Raw genomic sequence first — 19,321 nt, 5'->3', positions numbered from 1 at the left:
GGTGCGGCAGTGGCAAGTCACACCGAGGTCAAGCCGGCGGCCGGTTGCCGATACGCTGGATGCCGTGGGCATATCTCGAAGCATCCGGACGGCAGTGATAGGCGCCGGTCCCCGGGGCACGAGTGTGCTGGAACGGCTCCTCGCCAACTGGGCCTCCGCCGGCTCCGCGGGCACCCTGCACATCGACGTGGTGGACCCTTATCCGGCGGGCCCGGGGCACGTCTGGCAGCCCGGACAGTCGCGGCTGTACCTGATGAACACGCAGTCCTTCTATCCCACTGTGGTCCCCGAAGACCCGGAACTCGTGCCGCCCCTGGCCGGGCGCACATTCGACCAGTGGCGCGAACTCCAGCAGGCCCACCCGCACCCTTCGCTCACTGACGACGAACGTGCCGAGCTCTCACGGCTCGGCGAGGCGGACTTCCCCAGCCGGGCCCTTTACGGCCGTTACCTGCGGTCCACCCTCGAGGAACTGCTCACCGTGCTGCCGGCCGGCGTCAGCGTGGACTTCCACGCGGCGAGGGCGACGTCCGTCCGCCACGCCGCCGCGGAGGCCGCCCCGGCGTCGGGCCCGGACCTGGCCGCCTCCGGGCCGGCCGGCGCGAAGGACGCTGCGGTGCGGTTCGACGTCGTGCTCGACGACGGCACCATACTTACCGTCGACTCCGTGGTGCTGGCCGTGGGCCACCTCGACGCGCGGTTGAACCCTGAACAGCGGGAGCTGCTTTCCGCGGCGGAGGAACTCGGTCTCCTGTACGTGCCGCCGGCGGCGCCCGCCGACGTCGACTGGTCCCGGGTGCCGGGAGGCAAACCTGTCCTGGTGCGCGGCATGGGCCTGAACTTCTTTGACGTGATGGGACAGCTGACGGAAGGGCGCGGCGGCCGGTTCGTTGCCGGGGAGGGCAACGCTGAACTGACGTATCTGCCGTCCGGCCGCGAACCGCTCATCATCGCCGCCTCACGCCGCGGCACCCCCTACCGGGCGAAGGCGACACTCACCGGCTACTACCCCGGAACGGTCCGGCTGCGCTACTGCACTGAGGGCGCGATCGCGAAGTTCGCCGACTCCGGAATCCGGCCCTCCTTCGACTACGACCTCTGGCCGCTCCTGCACCGGGACGCGGTCTGGGCCTACTACTCCACGCTCGCGCGCTCGCAGCCCGATGCCATCCTGACCGGCCCGGCCGAGTTCCTGCGCGCCCTGGACGAGTCTTTGCGGCCGCACGCTCACTCGACCGTCAAATGGGAGCACACGGCGGAATCGGTGATTGCCGTCCATGTCCGGGCATCCCACCGCCTGGACCTGCTCGGCCTCGCGGCGCCCCTGGCCGGGCGCTCGTTTGACTCCAGAGCCGAACTGGACGCCGCCGTCGTCGACTACCTGCTCGACGACGCCCGGCGCTCGGCCCTTGGTGAGGACGATCCGGTGAAGATGGCGATCGGCGCGCTGCACCACGGCCGGGCCGTGCTCAAGACCGCTGTGGCCGATAGCGGCATCACGGACGAATCCTGGGTCGCGGGCCTCCGGGGCTGGTTCGAATCATTCGTGGAAGGCCTGGCGAGCGGCCCGCCGGCGCTGCGCTCCGCGCAGCTCGCGGCACTGGCCCGGGCGGGAATCGTGCGCTTCGTGGGCCCTGACCCCAAGTTCGGCGTGGACCGGCGGGCCCGGATGTTCACCGCGGCGTCACCATGGGTGGGCGGCGGAATGGATGACAGCGCCGACGGCGGGGCGGAAGGTGCCGCGATGGAGCCTGCCGGCATCGGTGGTGCTGCCGCGGGCGGTGCTGGGGTCCGCGGTTTTGTGGGCAGTGCCGGCGTGATCGGTGCTGCATCAGGGACGGCGCACGCGGGTGCGGTAAGGGGCCGGACGGAGAACGCTGTGTCCGGATTTGGGGCGGCCGCCGCGTCCGGTTCCGGGGCGGGGGCCGTGTCCGCGGCGGCGATGATCGAGGCGCTGGCCCCGGCCAACCGGGTGGCCGTCAACGCTTCGCCCTTGTTGGAGCAGTTGCTTGCCGAGGGGCTGGTGCGGCCGCGCCTCATGATGAGCGTGGAGGGGACCCCGGTGCAGACTTCCGGGCTGGACGTCGTCCCGCATCCGTACCGGCCGCTGGGTGCCAACGGGTCCGTGACGCCGGGGCTTTACGTGCTCGGGCTTCAGCTCTCCGCCACGCAATGGGGCACGGCCATCGCCGCCGAGGCCCGGCCGAAGTCGGGCCCGGTCTACCGCAGCGGCCAGCGCACCTTGCGCGACGCCGACGAGATCGCCCGCGACATCCTGGCCCCGTAGCCCGTAGCCCGTAGCCCGTAGCCCGTAGCCCGTAGCCCGTAGCCCGTAGCCCCTAGCCCGCACCCCGTAGCCCGTAGCCCGTAGCCCGCACCCGCCCGCCGCTCAGGAGCCGCTCAAAAGTGGACATGTCCTCCGGCGCGCCTGCCTCCAAGAATGGACAAGCCCTCCCCTGAGGCAGGGCAGTGGACAGTTGGTGCTTATGTCCAGTGCTGCGGGCCAGGGGAGGGCATGTGCCGTGGTGGGGGACCAGGAAGTCCGGGCTAAGGCATCAGCCCTTGAGGCACTTCCGGTAGGCTGCCATGGCTGTCCCGTAGTTCACCTGGCCCACGAGATCCCCTGGCCTGGTCGGCTTGACCGGCGGCGTGCACTTCGGCGGGACGGGGACGCTGGCCGCGACCTTCACCGCCGTTTTCACCACAGTGCCGGATTCGACGGCGGTAAGCACCAGGGTGCCCGTGCCGGCGGCGGCGCCAGCGGGAACCAATACGCTCACGTTGGCGGCGCCGGCGGTCACCGGTACCGTGCCCAGGCCCGTCACGGTGCCCGCAGCGTCCGTGAACTCGGCGCGCAGCGAGGCATTCACCGGGCTGCCCAGTGAGGTGAGGTCCAGCTTCGAAACCGCCAGTGTGATGGATTCGCCGCCCTTGACCTCGGCCGCCGTCGTGTTCACGACAGCCACGGAGCGGCGGGCGAAGTCCGGCGAGACCGGGTTGTGGGCCTGCAGGTACTTGATCCAGGCGTCGCGGTCCACGAGCCCGGAGTCCTTGGTGCCCGTGCCTTCCTTGAAGATGCGGAAGTTGTCGCCGCCGGTGGCCAGGAAATTGAACGTCCCGATCCGGTAGGACTTCGCCGGGTCGATCAGTGCACCGTTGACCCGGATCGAGGTGATCCGGTCACCGGCGGCGCGGGCGGCGTCGTAGGTGTAGTTCACGTTCTTGGACAGGCCCAGCTGCTGGTACGCACGGCTGGGAACCGTGCCGTCCGGGTTGGTCTGCCACTGCTGCTCCAGCAGGGTCTTGAACTGCGCGCCCGTGAGGGACGTGGTCCACAGATTGTTCACGAACGGCAGCACCGCGTTGGCCTCGGCGTACGTGATGGTGCCGTCGGGCGCGTAGTACAGCTCGTTGCGCAGGCCGCCCGGGTTGACGACGCCGATTTCGGCGGCGCCGAGGTCCGGCGCCTTCAGCGCATCCACCAGGGAGTCCGCCACCAGGTTGCCGAGCGTGGACTCGCTGCTCCGGTCATCGCGCACAGCCGGGGAACCGGCGAACGCCGTCGTGATATCCGCCGTGACCTTGCCGACAGGCTGGTTGCCGACCACCGCGGCGTCGGCCAGGGCCTTGTCCACGATGGCCTTGACGGCCGCGACGCGCGGGTACTGCGCCACAAGATCGGCTGCCGGCTGCGCGGCGCTGGTGGTGCGCTGGACGTTGCCGGCCTTGTACCCGGTCACCGACATGGTCCTGGTGTCGATGGTCAGCTGGATCTGGCCGATGAACTCGCCGTAGTTTCCGGTCTGGACGATCGGGCGGGTCTTGCCCGTGGGCTGGCCCGCCGCATCCAGGACCGGGGCGTCCCACGCGTACTGCTTGTGGGTGTGGCCGTTGAAGATCGCCGCCACATCCGGGGTGACCTTCTGGACCATCTTGGCGAAGGGGCCGCCCGCGGCGATTTCCTGCTCCAAAGTGGCGCCCTCGGGTGCGCCCGACCCGGCGCCGTCGTGGTTCTCCACGATGATGACGTCGGCGAGCTTGTCCGCCTTGATCTTCGCCGCGACCCGGTTGATCGCGTCGACGGGGTCACCGAATTCAAGATCCGCGATGCCTGACGGCGTGACCAGGGACGGCACCTCCTGCGTAACCGTGCCGATCACCGCGACCTTCACGCCGTTCATGTCCAGGACCGTGTATTCGGGCAGGACCGGGGTGGTGGTGCCTTTGGCGTAGACGTTGGCGCCCAGGTACGGGAACTTGGCGTTGGTCCCGCCGGCGGTGACGCGGTCGCGCAGGTCAGCCCAGCCGCCGTCGAACTCGTGGTTGCCCACCGCGGAGGTGCGCAGCTCCAGGGCGTTCAGCACGTCGATGGTCGGCTGGTCCTTGGCGATCGCCGAGGCGAACAGCGAGGCGCCGATGTTGTCGCCGGCCGAGATGAACGCGGTGGCGCCCGGGGCGGCAGCGGTGCGCAGCTTCTCGATGGTCCCGGCGAAGAACACGGTGTTGGAATCGATGCGGCCATGGAAGTCGTTGATGCCCAGGAAGTTCAGCTCAACACTTGCCGGGGTGACGGGCAAGTTCAGGCCCACCACCACGGGATCGTGGTCGCTGGCGCGGAACTGGTCCGGAGCGTAGTAGTCGGTGACGTTGTTGTTGTAGCGGCTGTACTCCAGCGCCACGGATTCCACGGAGTTGACGTTCCAGATGTCCGCGCCGGTGACGGCGGCGTTGGCCGCCGGGGAGGCGAGGATGTGGTCCAGCGAGCCCACGAGGCCGCCGAACAGGTAGGAGTGCTTGGCGGACCCGTCGGCGTTCTTGGCCTTCTCATCCTGGTTGACGTACCCGGCGCCCGTGAGGACGTTAATCGGATCCTCCTTGGCGTAGGAGTTGAAGTCACCGATCAGGAAGACCTTGTCCGTGCCCTTGGACTTCTGCAGTTCGTCGGCGAACGCCAGCAGGGACTTGGCCTGGGCGGTGCGCGCCAGGTTCGAGGCGCCCTGGCCCTTGTCGGTGTCATCCGGCGTCGCGGCGGAGCCCTTGGACTTGAAGTGGTTGGCGATCGCGATGAACTTCTTGTCATCGGAGGCGCCGACCGGCTTGAAGACCTGGGCCATCGGCTTGCGGGCGCTGGCGAACGCGACCGTGTCGTTGTGGATGATGGATTCGCCGATCGGTTCGGCTACAGCCTTCTTGTAGATGAACGCGGTGCGGATCATGTCCTCGTCCGCCAGCGGGGGTGCGTTGGCGGGCGTGCGGACGTAGTCCCAGATTCCCGGGGTGGCGATGTTCAGGGCATCCACCAGCTTGGCGAGGGCGTCGTCCCGGTTCTTGCCGAACTGGGCCGAGTTCTCGACCTCCATGAGCGTGACGACGTCGGCCCCGGACTTGGAGATCGCCGCGACGATCTTGTCCTGCTGCCGCTTGAAGTTCTCCGCGTTCGCCGCGCCGCGGACGTCGCAGCCGCCCTTGACAGTGATGGGGTTGCCGTCCCGGTCCGGGCAGAACGTGCAGCCGGAGATCTGGTCGCCGGTGGTGGGGAAGTAATTCAGCACGTTGAAGGAGGCAAGCTTGAGATTGCCGCCAACCGCCGCGGGGGTGTCCGCGCGGGTGGCGCCGAAGCTAGCCGGCTGGACGGTGTCCGCGTTGGCGGCCGTCAGCTGGGTCAGGGGCTGGAACTTCCAGGCATTGTTCGCGTAGCTGAGCACCACGTTGGTTTTGAACGTCACCGGCGCGCCGACCCGGACGTGATCCGTAGTGGTCAGGTACGGGAGCACCTGGGCCTTGGTGGCGGCGTCCTTGAGGAAGTTCGTGGTGGCGCCGTCGTCGAGCTTGATGCCGCGGGCGGCGTTCGCCGCGACCGTGGCGGTGTACTCCGCGGAGCCGAACGGCGCGACGGCGGTGGGCTGCGCCAGCGCGGTGGTGCCGCCGGCCAGGCCGATCTCGCCGTACTGGTTCAGCGAGAAGTTGTCCGCCACCGTGACGGGGCCCTGCGGGGTGAGCAGCATGCCTTCGAGGGACTCACGGAAGGCCTCGTCGGCGGGCAGGGCGAAGCCGGTGGCCTTGACCTCGGGGGCGGCCTCGGTGAGCTTCTTCAGATCGGCCGCCGCGGCGACGTTCAGCTGGGTCATGCCGAAGAATTCGCTGACTGCGCCGGTGAGTTCGACGTAGTCGCCGATCCTGACGGCGTCGACTGTGGACGGCGAGTAGACGAACACCGCGTCCGACGCCGCGTGGTTGGCCGGCGTGAGATCGCCGCCTGTGCCGGGAGTCTGGACGTAGTAGCCGGCGAAGCCGCCGGTGGGGAACGTGGCAGTGACCCTGCCGCGGGTGGTGACCGAGGATCCTGCCAGCGGGCTTGCGGTGCCGTTGCCCTGGATTTCGGCAATGGTCTTGGCGGCCGGAGGCGTGCCCGGCCCCGGGTCCACGGGTGGATCCACGGGCGGGTCCACGGGACCGGCAGCGCCACTGGCCGCCGTCGGCGTGATGGCTGCGTTCAGTGCGAAGTCGGCGGCGTTGTTGTTGGTGTCCCCGCCGTCGCTGCGGTTCATGCTCTTGACGTCGGTGTTTCCCGACGGCGCCGCGGCCGCCTGGGCCTCGAAGGTGTTGGAAGTGCCGAAGCCGAGGAGGTCCGCGACGTTGGCCGGTTCGATGACCGAGCCTGTCGGCAGCGGGTTGAGTGCTGTGGCCTGTTTGGCCAGCACGATCGTGCCGCCGCCACCGGCCGGGTTGAAACCGGTGGCGGTGGCGTCGGCGGCCGGCAGGTCGGTGCCGGCCGTGCCGTTGCTGCCGCCCTTGAGCAGGTAGTAGCCCTTGGCGGGAATGCTGCCCGCCAGGGCTGCCACCGAGCTCGGCGCACCGGTGCCCGGGGCTGAGCGGTACTGGAGACTCCAGCCCTCCAGTGAGACCGGTGCGTCGGAGCCGTTGTACAGCTCGACAAACTTGTTCTTGAAGGCCGCGCCGGAGCTGCCGCCGCTGAGATAGGCCTCGTTGATGACCACCGGCGAGGTTCCGGTTGTTGCCGGCAAGGGTTCGGTGGCGTTAGCCGGCGCGGCCGCCGCCAGTGGAGCTGCTATCAGCGCCGCCGACAGTGCTGAGCCCAGCGCTGTTTTCCAGGGTGTTATTTTCATCCGCTCTAACTCTCATTAGGGTGCCCCGGGTAAAGGGCAGGGTGCAGTGCGTCCGCAGGGTGCAGCGGACAGTGGCCGGCCAGAACTCCTGGTCAAGTCGTGCCGGGCCCATCCAAACAGGGGTGAATGAACAACGTATGGACTAAACGTGCATTCGGCGGGACGCCCCCCAGCGGGACGCGCCGCAGCCTTCCCGGAGCGGCTCGAAAGCCCCGGGCAATGGTGACTGGTGATACGGGTGAGCGGTGTCCGGGTGCCTCCACCGGACGCTCCACAGCAGAATACCGGCCAGTAGCCCTCGGGGAAGGCTCTGGCCGGTATTTCCTACAACAATTTTTGTAATTAGGTGGGAAGAGCTCTGGCGTCCTGGCCGGTTAGGCGTCCGTGGCGGACTGCCCGCCCTGTCCGGTGTCGGCCACGATCTTGAACATCGCGCCCGTGGGGTCGGTCAGTGTGGCGAGCCTGCCGAACGGGGTGTTGTCCGGCCCGTCGATGACCTTGGCGCCGAGGGACACTGCCGTCTCGATGGAGGCGTCGGCGTCTTCCACGGCGAAGTAAACCTGCCAGTTGGACGGGACCTCGGCGGGAAGGTAGGCAGACGCGTCCATGATCCCGGCCTTGGCCGCCGGGCCCGCGCCCAGGGTGGTGTAGCGGAACTCCGGGGTGTCGCTCATGACGTCGGTGTCCCAGCCGAACACGTCCTGGTAGAACTTGACGGCGGCGGCGTAGTCCTTGGCGTGGAGCTCGTGCCACGCCGGGGCACCGGGCTCGGCCGCCAGTTCATAGCCCTTCATCTCCGCCGGCTGCCACACGCCGACCGACGCGCCCGTGGCGTCGGCGATCATCGCCATGCTGCCCTGTTCGGGGACGTCCATGGGCGGCATGTAGACCTGGCCGCCGTGTTCCGTTGCAGCCTTGACGGTGGCGGCGGCGTCCTCCGAGCGCAGGTACGTGGACCACATGTCCGGCCACGCGGCCTGATCCTCCTGCTTCTGCATCAGGCCGGCGACGGACTTGCCGTCCTTCCAGGCGGTGATGTAGCCGCCGTATTTTGCTTCGTCGCCGGTCTGGTACGTCCAACCGAACAGCGCACCGTAGAACGACTTGGCCTTCTCGGCATCGGATGTCATGAGGTCGATCCAACATGGTGCGCCGTTGGAGTGCTCGGGTGTGGGCATGGAGGCTCCTGCTCTCTGTGGCGGCCGTTGACGTGCGGCCGCCGGACTCTGGTTTGTGTGGAGATGGGGTGGTGGAGACACAGGAGACTATGACGGGGCACGGACAGTTTCAATGCATGGCCAGTCAGAGCCGGCGCGGGAATGCCGAGCGTCGGCCGTACAGGGTGAGCAGCAGGGCGGTGATGCCGAGGGCGATCATGACGACCGGGAGCACCAGCCCGTCGAATGGGGTCAGGAGAAGCGCGCCGAGAATGCCCGCGCCGAAGATAGCCAGGTTGAAGGCGACCGGGAGGAATGCATTGGCGACGTCGGCGTTGTCGCCTCCGGCGGTGGTGAGTGGTCCCTGGACCTGGGCTGATGCGCCGCCGAAGGTGAGGCCCCAGAGCGCGGCGGCGATCAGGATGGCCATTGCCGATGCATGTCCGATCAGCAGAATGAGTCCGGAAGCGACGAACACGGTGACGCTGAGGTGAAGGAGGGGCCTCGGGTGGCGGTCCAGCAGCGCACCGGTGACGGCGACCCCGACGACGGACGCGATGCCGTAGACCAGCAGGACCAGGCTGGCGGAGAGGCCGGTGCCGGTGGCCCGGAGGTAGGGGGCGATGTAGGTGTAGATGGTGCTGTGGGCGAGCATCCAGGCGACGGTGACGGCCAGGATGACGGCGACGCCGGGGATTTTGAACACCCGGCCCAGGGGGAGCCGTGACGCCCGCGGTTGGCCGGCGGCGTCGGGGACGCATCCCAGGATCAGCGCAGCCACGATGACCCCGAGGACGGACAGGGCACCGAAGGACCAGCGCCAATCGAAAGCTGTTCCGATCCAGGCGCCGAGTGGGGTGCCGAACGCGAATCCGAGGGGCGCCCCGGTGGACACGATGGCCAAGGACAACCCTGCGTGCCGGGGCGGGCTGATGCGGCGCCCGTAAGCGGCGAGCATTCCCCAGATGATTCCCGAGAACGCGCCCGCAAAGAATCGTGACACGAGTGACAACGTCACATCAGCTGAGACTGCGGTGACCGTGGTGGCAAGCACGAGACCGGCGATACCGCCGAGCAGCAGCGGCTTTCGTCGCATGCCACGCGTCAGCATGATCGCGGGGATGGTGACGATGACCGTTCCGAGGGCGTATGCGCTGACCAGCAGACCCACCGTACCTTCGCCGGTGTGGAGGCCGGCGGCAATGACAGGAAGCAGGCCGGCAGGCATGGTCTCGGTGGCGACGAGGATAAATCCCATGGCGGCCAGGACCACGAGTGCGGTCAGGGGCAGTCTTTGCTGTGCGTTGTCTTCTTGTTCTCTGTTTTCTTGTGCGCTGCCCTCTGGTGTGGCGTCGACCAAGGCACTGGCTTCCTGTGCCGGTGTTCGGGTGGGGGCGGTCGTCATGCGGGTCCTTTCGTGGGTGGCGGTAATGCCTCAGCGTTGGGGTTGGTCAAGCGTGGCTGCGTAGCCACCGGAAGCGGCGCCTCGCCCGACGTCGTCGACCGTTCCGCAGGCCGCGAAGCACAGTCAACGCTCTGGCCAGTCAAGCCCGATTTCCGCGGGCGGGGGAGTCCCCGGTGAGACGTGTACCGGGAGGGAACCCCTTGTTTGGCCGCAGCGATTTACCCTTGATGCATGGATAACCGGGGTGAAGTGCGTGAGTTCCTGATGTCGCGCCGTGCACGACTGACGCCGGAACAAGCGGGCCTTGCGGCAGGCTCGAACCGACGGGTGGCCGGATTGAGGCGCAGCGAGGTTGCGGTCCTCGCCGACGTCAGCGTGGAGTACTACGCCAAGCTGGAGCGCGGTTCCATCGCCGGTGCGTCCTCGTCCGTGCTCGAATCCATCTCCCGGGCCCTCCGGCTTGACGACACCGAGCGTGCCCACTTGTTCGATCTGGCCCGCGCCGCAGACGGCATCCCGACCTCTGGACGGTCGCGCAGGCGCGCGACCGTCCAGGCAGGGGCGCGTCTGAGCCTGCAGTGGGCGCTGGAAGCGATCACCGAGGGCGTCGCATTCGTTCGCGACCCGTACCAGAACCTGCTAGCGACGAACGCGTTGGGCCGGGCGTTCTACTCTCCGGTGATCGGGGACGGCGGCCGCACCCCTAACTTGGCGCGGTTCCAGTTCCTCGACCCCGCCTCGCGCGACTTCTACCCCGACTGGGACTTGTTCGGCGAAATGTGCGTCGGCATCATGCGCGCTGAAGCCGGCCGCGACCCCCACGACCGCACCATGCAGGACCTGGTCGGCGAACTGTCGACCCGCAGTGAGACGTTTCGGACACTGTGGGGCGCCCATAATGTGCGGACTCACGGGTCCGGCACGAAACGCTTTCACCACCCCGTGGCCGGCGAACTCACGCTGGCCTACGAGGAACTGGCGATCACCGCGGAACCGGGCCTGGTCCTCTTGGTCTACACCGCCGAGCCGGGCTCGCCCTCAGCGGAACGGCTGCACCTCCTCGCCAGCTGGAGTGCAAGCGACGACGCCACGATCGAACGGCGCCGGGCAACCAGCTGACGGAGGGAAAGTTCCGTGCCGCCAGAGAGCGTGTTACCCGGCGCCGGAGTTGCCTTAGACGTAGTTCAGGCTGATGAGCAGCGCCTTGAGCTGGGCGTATTGGTCTGTTGCCATCCAGGCCTTAGCGGCGGTCCGGGTCGGGAACGCGGGGTCGTTGAAAAGAATACTCGTGGTGAGCCCGCCATTCCCCGTGGCGAGGAGCCCGCAGCAGGAGGTGACGCCTTTGCCCTGCTCCAGGTATCGAGGGTCGCGGAGACCCATTCCGTAAAAATCGCGGGTCGAAGAGGATTCCACGGCGAACCCAAAAACGGGTTTAGTGCCGTCCGGTGCGGTCATTCCCGGAGCCTGCACCTTATCGAACACTTCGCGGGAGGTGGGCGCAGCTGCGCAACCAGTGGTAAAGCCATTTTGTAGTGAGAGCAGATCGTTGCCGGCGCCATCGGAAACGATCGCTTCAACGCCGGGGACGGTTCGGGCAGGCGGGAGGACCGTGCGCACGGTCCAGGTCGACGGATACGTGAAGGAAATGTGGCCATCCGGGAAAGTGAACGCCTTCCGCGCAGGTGCTGCAGGCTTCACTGACGGGGCAGGCGCCGCCACCGGGGGTGCCGCGCTGGCGGTCGGCGCCACCGGTGCTGGAGTGGCGGTTGGTGTGGCCGTCACGGTCGGCGCGGCCCCAGCCGTGGCCCCGGTGGTCGAGCGCGGAGCGGCAGCGGCAGGATCAGTTCCTGGCCGTGATGCACATCCGGCAAGGACGAGGCTGAGCGCAATGCCCGCCATTGTGACATGCGCGTAAAACCCGGTGCGGTTGAGACCCACTTATTGTTCCCCCAATATTTGCGACGGCGGGGTGATTATCCCGCTCGAGACCTCAGTATCAGGTATGGGGCCGGAAGTTATTGTCAGGTCTGGAAGACGGTGCAGAACCGTTACCTTGGGCTGCCAGTTGGCCGCCAACACGGCCAACATTCACAGCAGATGATTCTTGGGCCGGTCGGGAGTTTCACTCCGGGGCGGAGACGAGTAAGGCCGGCCCGGAACGATCTTTCGATCGCCCCGGGCCGGCCTCTGAACCGCGCAAGATCTGCGCTCCCGCGGAAGGTAAGAGATTCGAACTCTTGGTACGGGGTCACCGCACACTGGTTTTCAAGACCAGCTCCATCGGCCGCTCGGACAACCTTCCCTAACGAGTAGTCTTTCATAGGCAGTCGGCTGCCACAAAAACCAAAAACACGGTGCGCTTGCGGACGCGTGCAGCTCCCCGCCATATTCTGGGGAGTGATGTTGATCGGACCTGGCGATCGCGGCGAACGTGCGCGGAGCCAGTTAGGAATCGGGAGTGCTCCATGAAGGCTGTCTATATATCAGAGCCCGGCGGACCCGAGGTCCTGGAAGTCCGTGAGGTTCAGGCCCCGGTGGCCGGCCCCGGGGAGGTGCTGATCGACGTCGTGGCCGCGGGCCTTAACCGTGCCGATGTCCAGCAGCGCAAGGGCTTCTACCCGCCGCCCCCGGGCGCCTCGGAGGTCCCCGGGCTGGAGGTCTCCGGCCGGATCGCAGGCTTCGGTCCGGGCGTGACCAAGGCGTTTTCCGTGGGGGACAAGGTGGTGGCGCTGCTCGCCGGCGGCGGCTACGCCGAGCAGGTGGCCGTGCCCGCGGGGCAGGTCCTGAGGATCCCCGACGGCGTGGATCTGGTCACAGCGGCGTCGCTGCCCGAGGTCGCGGCGACGGTCTATTCCAACCTGATCATGACGGCGCAGCTGCAGCCGGGTGAAACTGTCCTCATCCACGGAGCCACAGGCGGTATCGGCACCATGGCCATCCAGCTGGCCAAGGCCGTTGGCGCCCGCGTGGCCACGACGGCCGGGAACGCGGAAAAAGTCGGCACCGCCAAAGCCTTCCTCGGGGCGGACATCGCCATCAACTACGCGGAGGAAAACTTCCCGGCGAGCCTGCGCGCGCAAAACGGCGGCAAAGGCGCGGACGTCATCCTCGACGTCGTCGGGGCCAAGTACCTCGAACAGAACATCGATGCGCTCGCCGACTACGGACGCCTCGTGGTGATCGGGCTGCAGGGCGGCGCGAAGGCGGAACTGGACCTTGGCCAGCTGCTGCAGAAACGGGCCGCCATCATCGCCACCGCGCTGCGTCCCCGCCCGGTCGAGGAAAAGACCGTGATCATGAACGCCGTCCGCGACGCCGTGTGGCCGATGCTGACCGACGGCAGGATCCGGCCCCTCGTGGCCAAGAGCTTCCCGCTGGACCAGGTCGCCGCCGCACACACCTACTTCGACTCCGGCGACCACGTGGGCAAGGTCCTGCTGGTCATGTAGCGGGGTGCCGGATCCGGCCTGAAACCGCAGGTCCGGACCGACTTATTCCGTGCGGGGCATGCGCTGTTTTGCGGCAAGGACACCAAAGGCGATAGCGTGGTTCCATACGCGGTATACACGCGTCTTGGGGCGCGTGTATGCTGTGTGATTTCGTGACTTAGCGATTCCGGGGGGCGCCATGTCTATCCGTCACAGTCTCCTCGCCCTCTTGCAGGACCGCCCGCGCTACGGGTACCAGCTCAGGACCGAATTCGAGGACCGCACCGGGTCCTCCTGGCCGCTGAACATCGGACAGGTCTACACCACCCTGGACCGGCTGGAACGCGACGGGCTGGTCCGCAAAGACGGCGGCGACGGCGACGGGCACGTCATCTACAGCATCACCACGGCCGGCCGGACCGAAGTCGGCTCCTGGTTCACGGCCCCGGTATCCCGCGCGAATCCGCCCCGGAATGAACTGGCCATCAAGCTCGCCCTCGGCCTCACAATTCCCGGGACAGACGTCGGCGCCATCATCCAGGCCCAGCGGACGGTCTCCATCCGCGCGCTGCAGGACTACACCAAGTCCCGCCGCGACACGGCCGCGCTTCAGCGCCCGGCCGACACCGCCAGGCTCCTGGTGCTGGATTCCCTCATCTTCCAGACCGAAGCCGAGGTGCGCTGGCTGGACCTCTGCGAGGCCCGCCTCGTGCAGCTCAGCAACCTCCGGGCGTAGCCGGGCCGACCGCTCGTCGCGCAATCCACACCGCCGGGCGCAGGGACCCGACCGGGACCCGCCCGCATTGGTAGGGTGCCGGAGGGCAGTTCTGTACCGGTGGACTGCCCAGCTGGGTTTCTCAAGGAGGAGACATGGGCACAATGCCAGATGGCACACAACGCGAAAGCACAAACAACCTCACGCAGGGCAGCGCGCGTGGCACCGCGCAACTCGACGACGGGGTCGTCCCGGACCCGTCCCTCCCGCCGACGTCGGTGGATGAGTCGGTCCGCGACGCCGCGGACCGCGCCTGGACGCCCGCCAAGATCGCGCTGTGGGCGGCCATTGCGCTGCTGGGCGGGATCGCCTGGTTCATGCTCGCCATCATCCGCGGCGAGACCGTCAATGCCATCTGGTTTGTGTTCGCCTCCGTCTGCACCTACCTGATCGGCTACCGCTTCTACTCCAAGGTCATTGAGCGTTACCTGACCAAGCCCAACGACCGCCGTGCCACCCCGGCCGAATACAAGGCCGACGGCAAGGACTACGTCCGGACGGACCGCAACGTCCTCTTCGGCCACCACTTTGCCGCCATCGCCGGCGCCGGCCCCCTGGTGGGCCCGGTCATCGCGGCCCAGATGGGCTACCTACCCGGCACGATCTGGATCATCATCGGCGTCGTCCTTGCCGGCGCCGTCCAGGACTACCTCGTCCTGTTCTTCTCCATGCGCCGCGGGGGCCGGTCCCTGGGCCAGATGGCCCGCGAGGAACTCGGCGTCATCGGCGGCACGGCCGCCCTCGTCGCAACCCTGCTCATCATGGTGATCATCGTGGCCATCCTCGCCCTGGTGGTTGTCAACGCCCTCGGCGAGAGCCCCTGGGGCGTCTTCTCGGTGGGCATGACCATCCCGATCGCCCTCTTCATGGGCGTGTACCTGCGCTTCATCCGGCCGGGCAAGGTCATGGAGGTGTCCGTGATCGGTTTCGTGCTGCTCATGGCCGCCATCATCGGCGGCGGCGCCGTGGCGGGCACCGAATGGGGTGCCGCGTTCTTCCACCTGGACAAGGTCACCATCGCCTGGGGCCTCATCATCTACGGCTTCATCGCAGCCATCCTGCCCGTCTGGCTCCTCCTGGCCCCCCGCGACTACCTCTCCACGTTCATGAAGATCGGCGTGATTGTGATGCTGGCGCTGGCCATCATCGTGGTCCGCCCCGAAATCACCGTGCCGGCCTTCAGCGAGTTCGCCGGCCGGGACAACGGTCCGGTGTTCTCCGGCGCCCTGTTCCCGTTCCTGTTCGTCACGATCGCCTGCGGCGCGCTGTCCGGGTTCCACGCGCTGATCGCCTCCGGCACCACACCGAAGCTGATCGAGAAGGAGCGCCAGACGCGCCTGATCGGCTATGGCGGCATGCTCATGGAATCCTTCGTGGCCATCATGGCCCTCGTGGCCGCAATCTCCATTGACCGCGGCATCTACTTCGCCATGAACGCCCCCGTGGCGCTGACCGGCGGGACCGTCGAGACCGCGGCCGCGTGGGTCAACAGCCTGGGCCTGTCCGGCGTCAACATCACGGCCGGTGATCTCGCGCAGACGGCCAAGGACGTCGGGGAGCAAAGCATTGTGTCGCGTTCGGGCGGCGCGCCCACCCTCGCCGTCGGCCTTGCCCACATCATGCAGCAGTTCATCGGCGGCACGGCGATGATGGCCTTCTGGTACCACTTCGCCATCATGTTTGAGGCCCTCTTCATCCTCACGGCCGTCGACGCCGGCACCCGCGTTGCCCGGTTCATGCTCCAGGACTCGATCGGCAACTTCGTCCCGAAGTTCAAGGAACACTCCTGGCGCCCGGGTGCCTGGCTCTGCACGGCCATCATGGTGGCCGCATGGGGCGCGGTCCTGATCATGGGCGTCACCGACCCGCTGGGCGGCATCAACACCCTGTTCCCGCTGTTCGGCATCGCCAACCAGCTGCTGGCGGCCATCGCCCTCTCGGTCTGCCTGGCCATTGCCGCCAAGCGCACCGCCCCGAAGTACCTGTGGATCGTGGCGGCGCCGCTGGCGTTCGCCGCCGTCGTGACCATCACGGCGAGCTTCTATAAGATCTTCTCGCCCGTTCCGGCGGTGGGCTACTTCGCCAACAACGCAGCCTTCGCCAAGGCTCTTGCGGACGGCAAGACGTCCTTCGGAACCGCCAAGACCCAGGCCGCCATGGAGGCCGTGGTCCGCAACACCATGATCCAGGGATGGCTGTCGGTCATCTTCGTGGTGCTGAGCATCGTCGTCATCGTCACGGCTGTGATGGCGACCATCAAGGCCCTGCGGAACACGGCCGCGGGGCTCCCCAACGCCGAGAACGAAGACCCCGCCCGGGCCTCCCGTGTCTTCGCCCCGGCAGGGTTTGTCCCCACGGCGGCGGAGCGTGACCTCGTGGCTGAGTGGAACCAGCTCCCGGCCGGAGACCGGCTCGAAAAGTCCGGGCACCACTGATGCGGGGCCGGGCGTGAACGCGGTCCTCGCGGGGTTCCGCGGGTTTGCCGGGTACCTCGGCGGTGTGCTGGGCGCCGATGCCTACAAGAAGTACCTGGAGCACCATGAGGCCTCCGAGCACACCAGCCGTCCGCTCACCGAGCGGGAGTTCTGGCGTGACCGGACCGACCGGCAGGACACCAACCCGCAAGGGCGGTGTTGCTGAGCGGCTGATGCTGGGCAGCTGGCCCGGCCGGGACGGGGGAGGGCGGCGTGGGGCACAACGGTGTCCGACGCCGCCCCTCCGCTCCCGGCGGACGCCGGGTCCGGGCCGCCCGGCGCGTGAGAGTATGAAGCCATGAGCGATCAGCACGACACTCAGCCCAGCGCCCAAACTGCCGACGACGTGCCCGTCGAAGGCACACCCGTGGATGACGCCCTGCCCGGGACGCCCCTGGCGCCACCGGCTGCAGTGCCGCCCGGCCGCGCCGGTGGATCCGGTGCCGGGCCCAGGCCGCCCCGGGGCAGCGAACTTCAGGACCTCGTGGACCAGCCCGCGAAGGTCATGCGGATCGGCACGATGGTCAAGCAGTTGCTGGACGAGGTGAAGTCCGCGCCCCTGGACGACGCGGCCCGCGTCCGGCTGGCCGAAATCCACGACCGGTCCATCAAAGAACTCGAGGACGGCCTGGCCCCGGAGCTCGTTGAGGAGCTCGAACGGATCAACCTCCCCTTTCCGGAGAACGCCACCCCCTCCGACGCGGAACTGAGGATAGCCCAGGCCCAGCTGGTCGGCTGGCTTGAGGGGCTCTTCCACGGCATCCAGACGGCCATCGCGGCGCAGCACGCCGCCAGGGAGCACACCTACGCCCAAATGCAGCTGCGCCAGCTGCCGCCCGGAACCGTGATCGCGCCGGGCGTCATCATCGGGGAAAACGGCGAACCGGTCCGCGCCGCCGCGCCGCGTCACGGCGCGGAGTCCCCCGAGCCGCCCGAACCCGCGGACCCTGACCATGGCCCGGGCCAGTACCTTTAGCGCGACCTTGGGCTTCTTCAGCGCAGCACGGCAAGGCCGCAGGGACGACGCAGAACTTGGCAAGGGGCTCTGGCGGCGCGCCCACGACCGGTTCAACCGCGGACTTGACCGCTACCACCAGGTCCTTGAGGGGGTCGAAGACGAGGCCCTGTACGGCGAGCTCGTCGAGATCGCCAATCAGCTTTCCGCGCTCGCGCCCCGGGTCCGGCACGTCTGCGTGGAGGCCCAGCGGCGCTTTCCCAGCAATGGATTGGACATCCCGGGGCCGCTGGCGGGGGTTCACCGCGCCCTGTCGACGGCCGGCAACTCCCTGGCCATGACGGCTGAGGCGGCCGCGATGCTCCGGCTCGCAGTGGGGCCGGTCCCGGCGGGTGCCGCGTCGGTGCGGCGGCGCGCCGATTCCGTGCTGGAACAGGTCCACGACGCCGAGCGCCGGCTTGCGGAAGCCGACGGCGGCGGGCCGACGCCAGCCTGAGCCCCTTCGCGAATTAGTCTCTTGCACAGGCCCGTCCCGGCATGGCTGGAGTTCCCGAAATTTCCCGATATTTCCCGAAATTCCCGGGTATTCCCGGTTACGCGCCTAGCTTAGCGGCGCCCTGTCGCTGGCCGGAGGGCGCCGAAATTGGCAGGATACTTATATGACTTTTTCACCGGAACTGACTTTCAATGACGGCAACACCATCCCCCAGCTTGGCTACGGCGTGTGGCAGGTTGAAGATGACGTGGCCGAAAAGGTGGTTGTCCAGGCGTTCGAGGCCGGCTTCCGCCACATCGACACGGCAAAGATCTACGGCAACGAAGCAGGCGTAGGCCGCGCCATCGAGCGTTCCGGCCTCAAGCCCGAGGAAATTTTCATCACCACCAAGCTGTGGAACGCGGACCAGGGCTACGAGTCCACCCTGAAGGCGTTCGAGGAATCCATGGAGCGGCTTGGCCTCGAGACCCTGGACCTGTACCTGATCCACTGGATGCAGCCCAAGCAGGACAAATACGTTGACACCTGGAAGGCCCTCATCGAGCTCCAGAAGCAGGGCCGGGTCAAGACCATTGGCGTTTCCAACTTCACCAAGGAGGGCCTGCAGCGCCTGATCGATGAGACCGGCGTGGTTCCGGCCATCAACCAGGTCGAACTGCACCCGTTCTTCAGCCAGGCCGACCTGCGCGAATTCAACGCGTCCAAGGGCATCCTCACCCAGGCATGGTCGCCGCTGGGCCAGGGCGGCGAGCTCCTCGAGAGCCCCGTCATTGCCCAGATTGCCGCCAAGCACGGCGCCACCCCGGCCCAGGTTGTCATCGCCTGGCACCTGGCCATCGGCAACGTGGTCATCCCGAAGTCGGTGACCGAGTCCCGGATCCGCGAGAACTACGCGGCCCTGGACGTCAGCCTCGACGAGACCGACATCCAGGCCATCAACGGGCTGGACCGTTCCGCCGAAGATGCCGGCAGGATCGGTCCGGATCCGGCCGTCTCCGACTTCGCCTAAGCACCTCCCAAGACGCCGGCAGCCAGCCGGCGTTCGCACAGGGCCTTCACCCCGCACGGGGTGGAGGCCCTTCGGGCGTCCGGGACCTTCCCGCCGTCCGGCCCCTTCCTGACGTCCGGGACCTTCCCGCCGTCCGGGTCCGTGACCGGCCAATCCCACACGCTCGGAGAAAGACGGCCCGGACACAGGCGCCGGTCCCGAAAGTCTCGGGAGTCAGGCGGCGGCCCGGCGCTCTTTCGCCGGGATTGCATCGACCACGGCCCAGCCGTCTTCGCCCGCAACGCAGCGGCTGGCGAAGCGGTCTGCGGCGGCAGCGTCATCGAAGCTCTCGGTGCGGATCCGGCCGCAGTCGGTGTCCAGGTAGGTGACCACGAAATACAGTGCGCCATCTTGTGCGTCGTTGAAATCCGCCTCAAAATCTGACTCGATATCATGGCGGAAACTCTGCTGGAAATTCTGGTTGTTCTCCATGATTCCAGTGTGCGACTGACCTCC

Annotated in this window: 14 protein-coding genes and 1 tRNA gene; 9 read left to right on the top strand and 6 right to left on the bottom strand. The window is 67.7% G+C overall.

Annotated features, from left to right (window positions below):
• Positions 1–64: 64 nt before the first annotated feature.
• Positions 65–2,287 (top strand): FAD/NAD(P)-binding protein, encoded by a 2,223-nt coding sequence (locus AC1DN2_RS12825; protein WP_476850609.1) that lies wholly within the window; start codon positions 65–67, stop codon positions 2,285–2,287.
• Between the two features lie 268 nt (positions 2,288–2,555).
• Here AC1DN2_RS12825 and AC1DN2_RS12820 read toward each other — a convergent pair whose 3' ends face one another.
• The 3 genes from AC1DN2_RS12820 to AC1DN2_RS12810 form a co-directional block, all read right to left on the bottom strand.
• Positions 2,556–7,127 (bottom strand): ExeM/NucH family extracellular endonuclease, encoded by a 4,572-nt coding sequence (locus tag AC1DN2_RS12820; protein ID WP_476850608.1) that lies wholly within the window; start codon positions 7,125–7,127, stop codon positions 2,556–2,558.
• A gap of 374 nt (positions 7,128–7,501) precedes the next feature.
• A complete protein-coding gene (locus tag AC1DN2_RS12815) occupies positions 7,502–8,305 on the bottom strand; it encodes a VOC family protein (protein ID WP_230009777.1) in 804 nt (267 codons plus the stop codon).
• A gap of 124 nt (positions 8,306–8,429) precedes the next feature.
• On the bottom strand, positions 8,430–9,689 hold the full coding sequence (locus AC1DN2_RS12810; RefSeq protein ID WP_476850607.1) for an MFS transporter: 1,260 nt from the start codon (positions 9,687–9,689) through the stop codon (positions 8,430–8,432).
• Positions 9,690–9,920: 231 nt separating this feature from the next.
• Between AC1DN2_RS12810 and AC1DN2_RS12805 the strand changes: the two genes are divergently transcribed.
• Positions 9,921–10,808 carry a helix-turn-helix transcriptional regulator gene (locus AC1DN2_RS12805; protein ID WP_476850606.1) on the top strand — a complete coding sequence of 296 codons (888 nt, stop codon included), beginning with the start codon at positions 9,921–9,923 and terminating at the stop codon, positions 10,806–10,808.
• Between the two features lie 54 nt (positions 10,809–10,862).
• Here the strand turns inward: AC1DN2_RS12805 and AC1DN2_RS12800 are convergent, their stop codons facing one another.
• Together AC1DN2_RS12800 and AC1DN2_RS12795 are read right to left on the bottom strand one after the other, a co-directional pair.
• The gene (locus AC1DN2_RS12800; protein WP_476850605.1) at positions 10,863–11,144 is read right to left on the bottom strand and encodes a hypothetical protein; all 282 of its coding nucleotides are present in this window, start codon (positions 11,142–11,144) and stop codon (positions 10,863–10,865) included.
• Between the two features lie 759 nt (positions 11,145–11,903).
• Positions 11,904–11,991: transfer RNA gene (locus tag AC1DN2_RS12795), tRNA-Ser, on the bottom strand.
• Positions 11,992–12,154: 163 nt separating this feature from the next.
• Here AC1DN2_RS12795 and AC1DN2_RS12790 point away from each other — a divergent pair.
• The 7 genes from AC1DN2_RS12790 to AC1DN2_RS12760 all read left to right on the top strand — a co-directional run bounded on the left by AC1DN2_RS12790 (position 12,155) and on the right by AC1DN2_RS12760 (position 18,826).
• On the top strand, positions 12,155–13,138 hold the full coding sequence (locus AC1DN2_RS12790; RefSeq protein WP_476850604.1) for an NAD(P)H-quinone oxidoreductase: 984 nt from the start codon (positions 12,155–12,157) through the stop codon (positions 13,136–13,138).
• Between the two features lie 178 nt (positions 13,139–13,316).
• On the top strand, positions 13,317–13,853 hold the full coding sequence (locus AC1DN2_RS12785) for a PadR family transcriptional regulator (protein ID WP_223914389.1): 537 nt from the start codon (positions 13,317–13,319) through the stop codon (positions 13,851–13,853).
• Between the two features lie 134 nt (positions 13,854–13,987).
• Entirely contained in the window at positions 13,988–16,327 is a 2,340-nt protein-coding gene (locus tag AC1DN2_RS12780; RefSeq protein WP_476850603.1) for a carbon starvation CstA family protein, read from the top strand.
• Between the two features lie 13 nt (positions 16,328–16,340).
• Positions 16,341–16,532, top strand: a complete 192-nt coding sequence (locus AC1DN2_RS12775; protein ID WP_476850602.1) for a YbdD/YjiX family protein — start codon at positions 16,341–16,343, stop codon at positions 16,530–16,532.
• A 132-nt stretch (positions 16,533–16,664) separates the two neighbouring features.
• Complete coding sequence (locus AC1DN2_RS12770) at positions 16,665–17,342, top strand: bacterial proteasome activator family protein (protein WP_476850601.1); 678 nt, start codon at positions 16,665–16,667, stop codon at positions 17,340–17,342.
• Between the two features lie 7 nt (positions 17,343–17,349).
• On the top strand, positions 17,350–17,817 hold the full coding sequence (locus AC1DN2_RS12765; RefSeq protein ID WP_476850661.1) for a hypothetical protein: 468 nt from the start codon (positions 17,350–17,352) through the stop codon (positions 17,815–17,817).
• Positions 17,818–17,980: 163 nt separating this feature from the next.
• Positions 17,981–18,826, top strand: a complete 846-nt coding sequence (locus AC1DN2_RS12760) for an aldo/keto reductase (RefSeq protein ID WP_028276361.1) — start codon at positions 17,981–17,983, stop codon at positions 18,824–18,826.
• A gap of 213 nt (positions 18,827–19,039) precedes the next feature.
• On the opposite strand, the gene AC1DN2_RS12755 is transcribed toward AC1DN2_RS12760, so the two are convergent.
• Entirely contained in the window at positions 19,040–19,297 is a 258-nt protein-coding gene (locus AC1DN2_RS12755; protein WP_476850600.1) for a hypothetical protein, read from the bottom strand.
• Positions 19,298–19,321 lie beyond the last annotated feature (24 nt).

This window comes from Arthrobacter sp. 01L42 (genome assembly GCF_056400005.1).
The sequence above is the reverse complement of the archived record's forward strand: the minus strand, read 5'-3'. Positions and strand labels throughout refer to the sequence as shown.

Coding starts and splice junctions, on each gene's coding strand:
- AC1DN2_RS12820 (WP_476850608.1), bottom strand. CDS start 7,127: ATGAAAATAACACCCTGGAAAACAGCGCTGGGCTCAGCACTGTCGGCG.
- AC1DN2_RS12815 (WP_230009777.1), bottom strand. CDS start 8,305: ATGCCCACACCCGAGCACTCCAACGGCGCACCATGTTGGATCGACCTC.
- AC1DN2_RS12810 (WP_476850607.1), bottom strand. CDS start 9,689: ATGACGACCGCCCCCACCCGAACACCGGCACAGGAAGCCAGTGCCTTG.
- AC1DN2_RS12805 (WP_476850606.1), top strand. CDS start 9,921: ATGGATAACCGGGGTGAAGTGCGTGAGTTCCTGATGTCGCGCCGTGCA.
- AC1DN2_RS12800 (WP_476850605.1), bottom strand. CDS start 11,144: ATGACCGCACCGGACGGCACTAAACCCGTTTTTGGGTTCGCCGTGGAA.
- AC1DN2_RS12790 (WP_476850604.1), top strand. CDS start 12,155: ATGAAGGCTGTCTATATATCAGAGCCCGGCGGACCCGAGGTCCTGGAA.
- AC1DN2_RS12785 (WP_223914389.1), top strand. CDS start 13,317: ATGTCTATCCGTCACAGTCTCCTCGCCCTCTTGCAGGACCGCCCGCGC.
- AC1DN2_RS12780 (WP_476850603.1), top strand. CDS start 13,988: ATGGGCACAATGCCAGATGGCACACAACGCGAAAGCACAAACAACCTC.
- AC1DN2_RS12770 (WP_476850601.1), top strand. CDS start 16,665: ATGAGCGATCAGCACGACACTCAGCCCAGCGCCCAAACTGCCGACGAC.
- AC1DN2_RS12760 (WP_028276361.1), top strand. CDS start 17,981: ATGACTTTTTCACCGGAACTGACTTTCAATGACGGCAACACCATCCCC.
- AC1DN2_RS12755 (WP_476850600.1), bottom strand. CDS start 19,297: ATGGAGAACAACCAGAATTTCCAGCAGAGTTTCCGCCATGATATCGAG.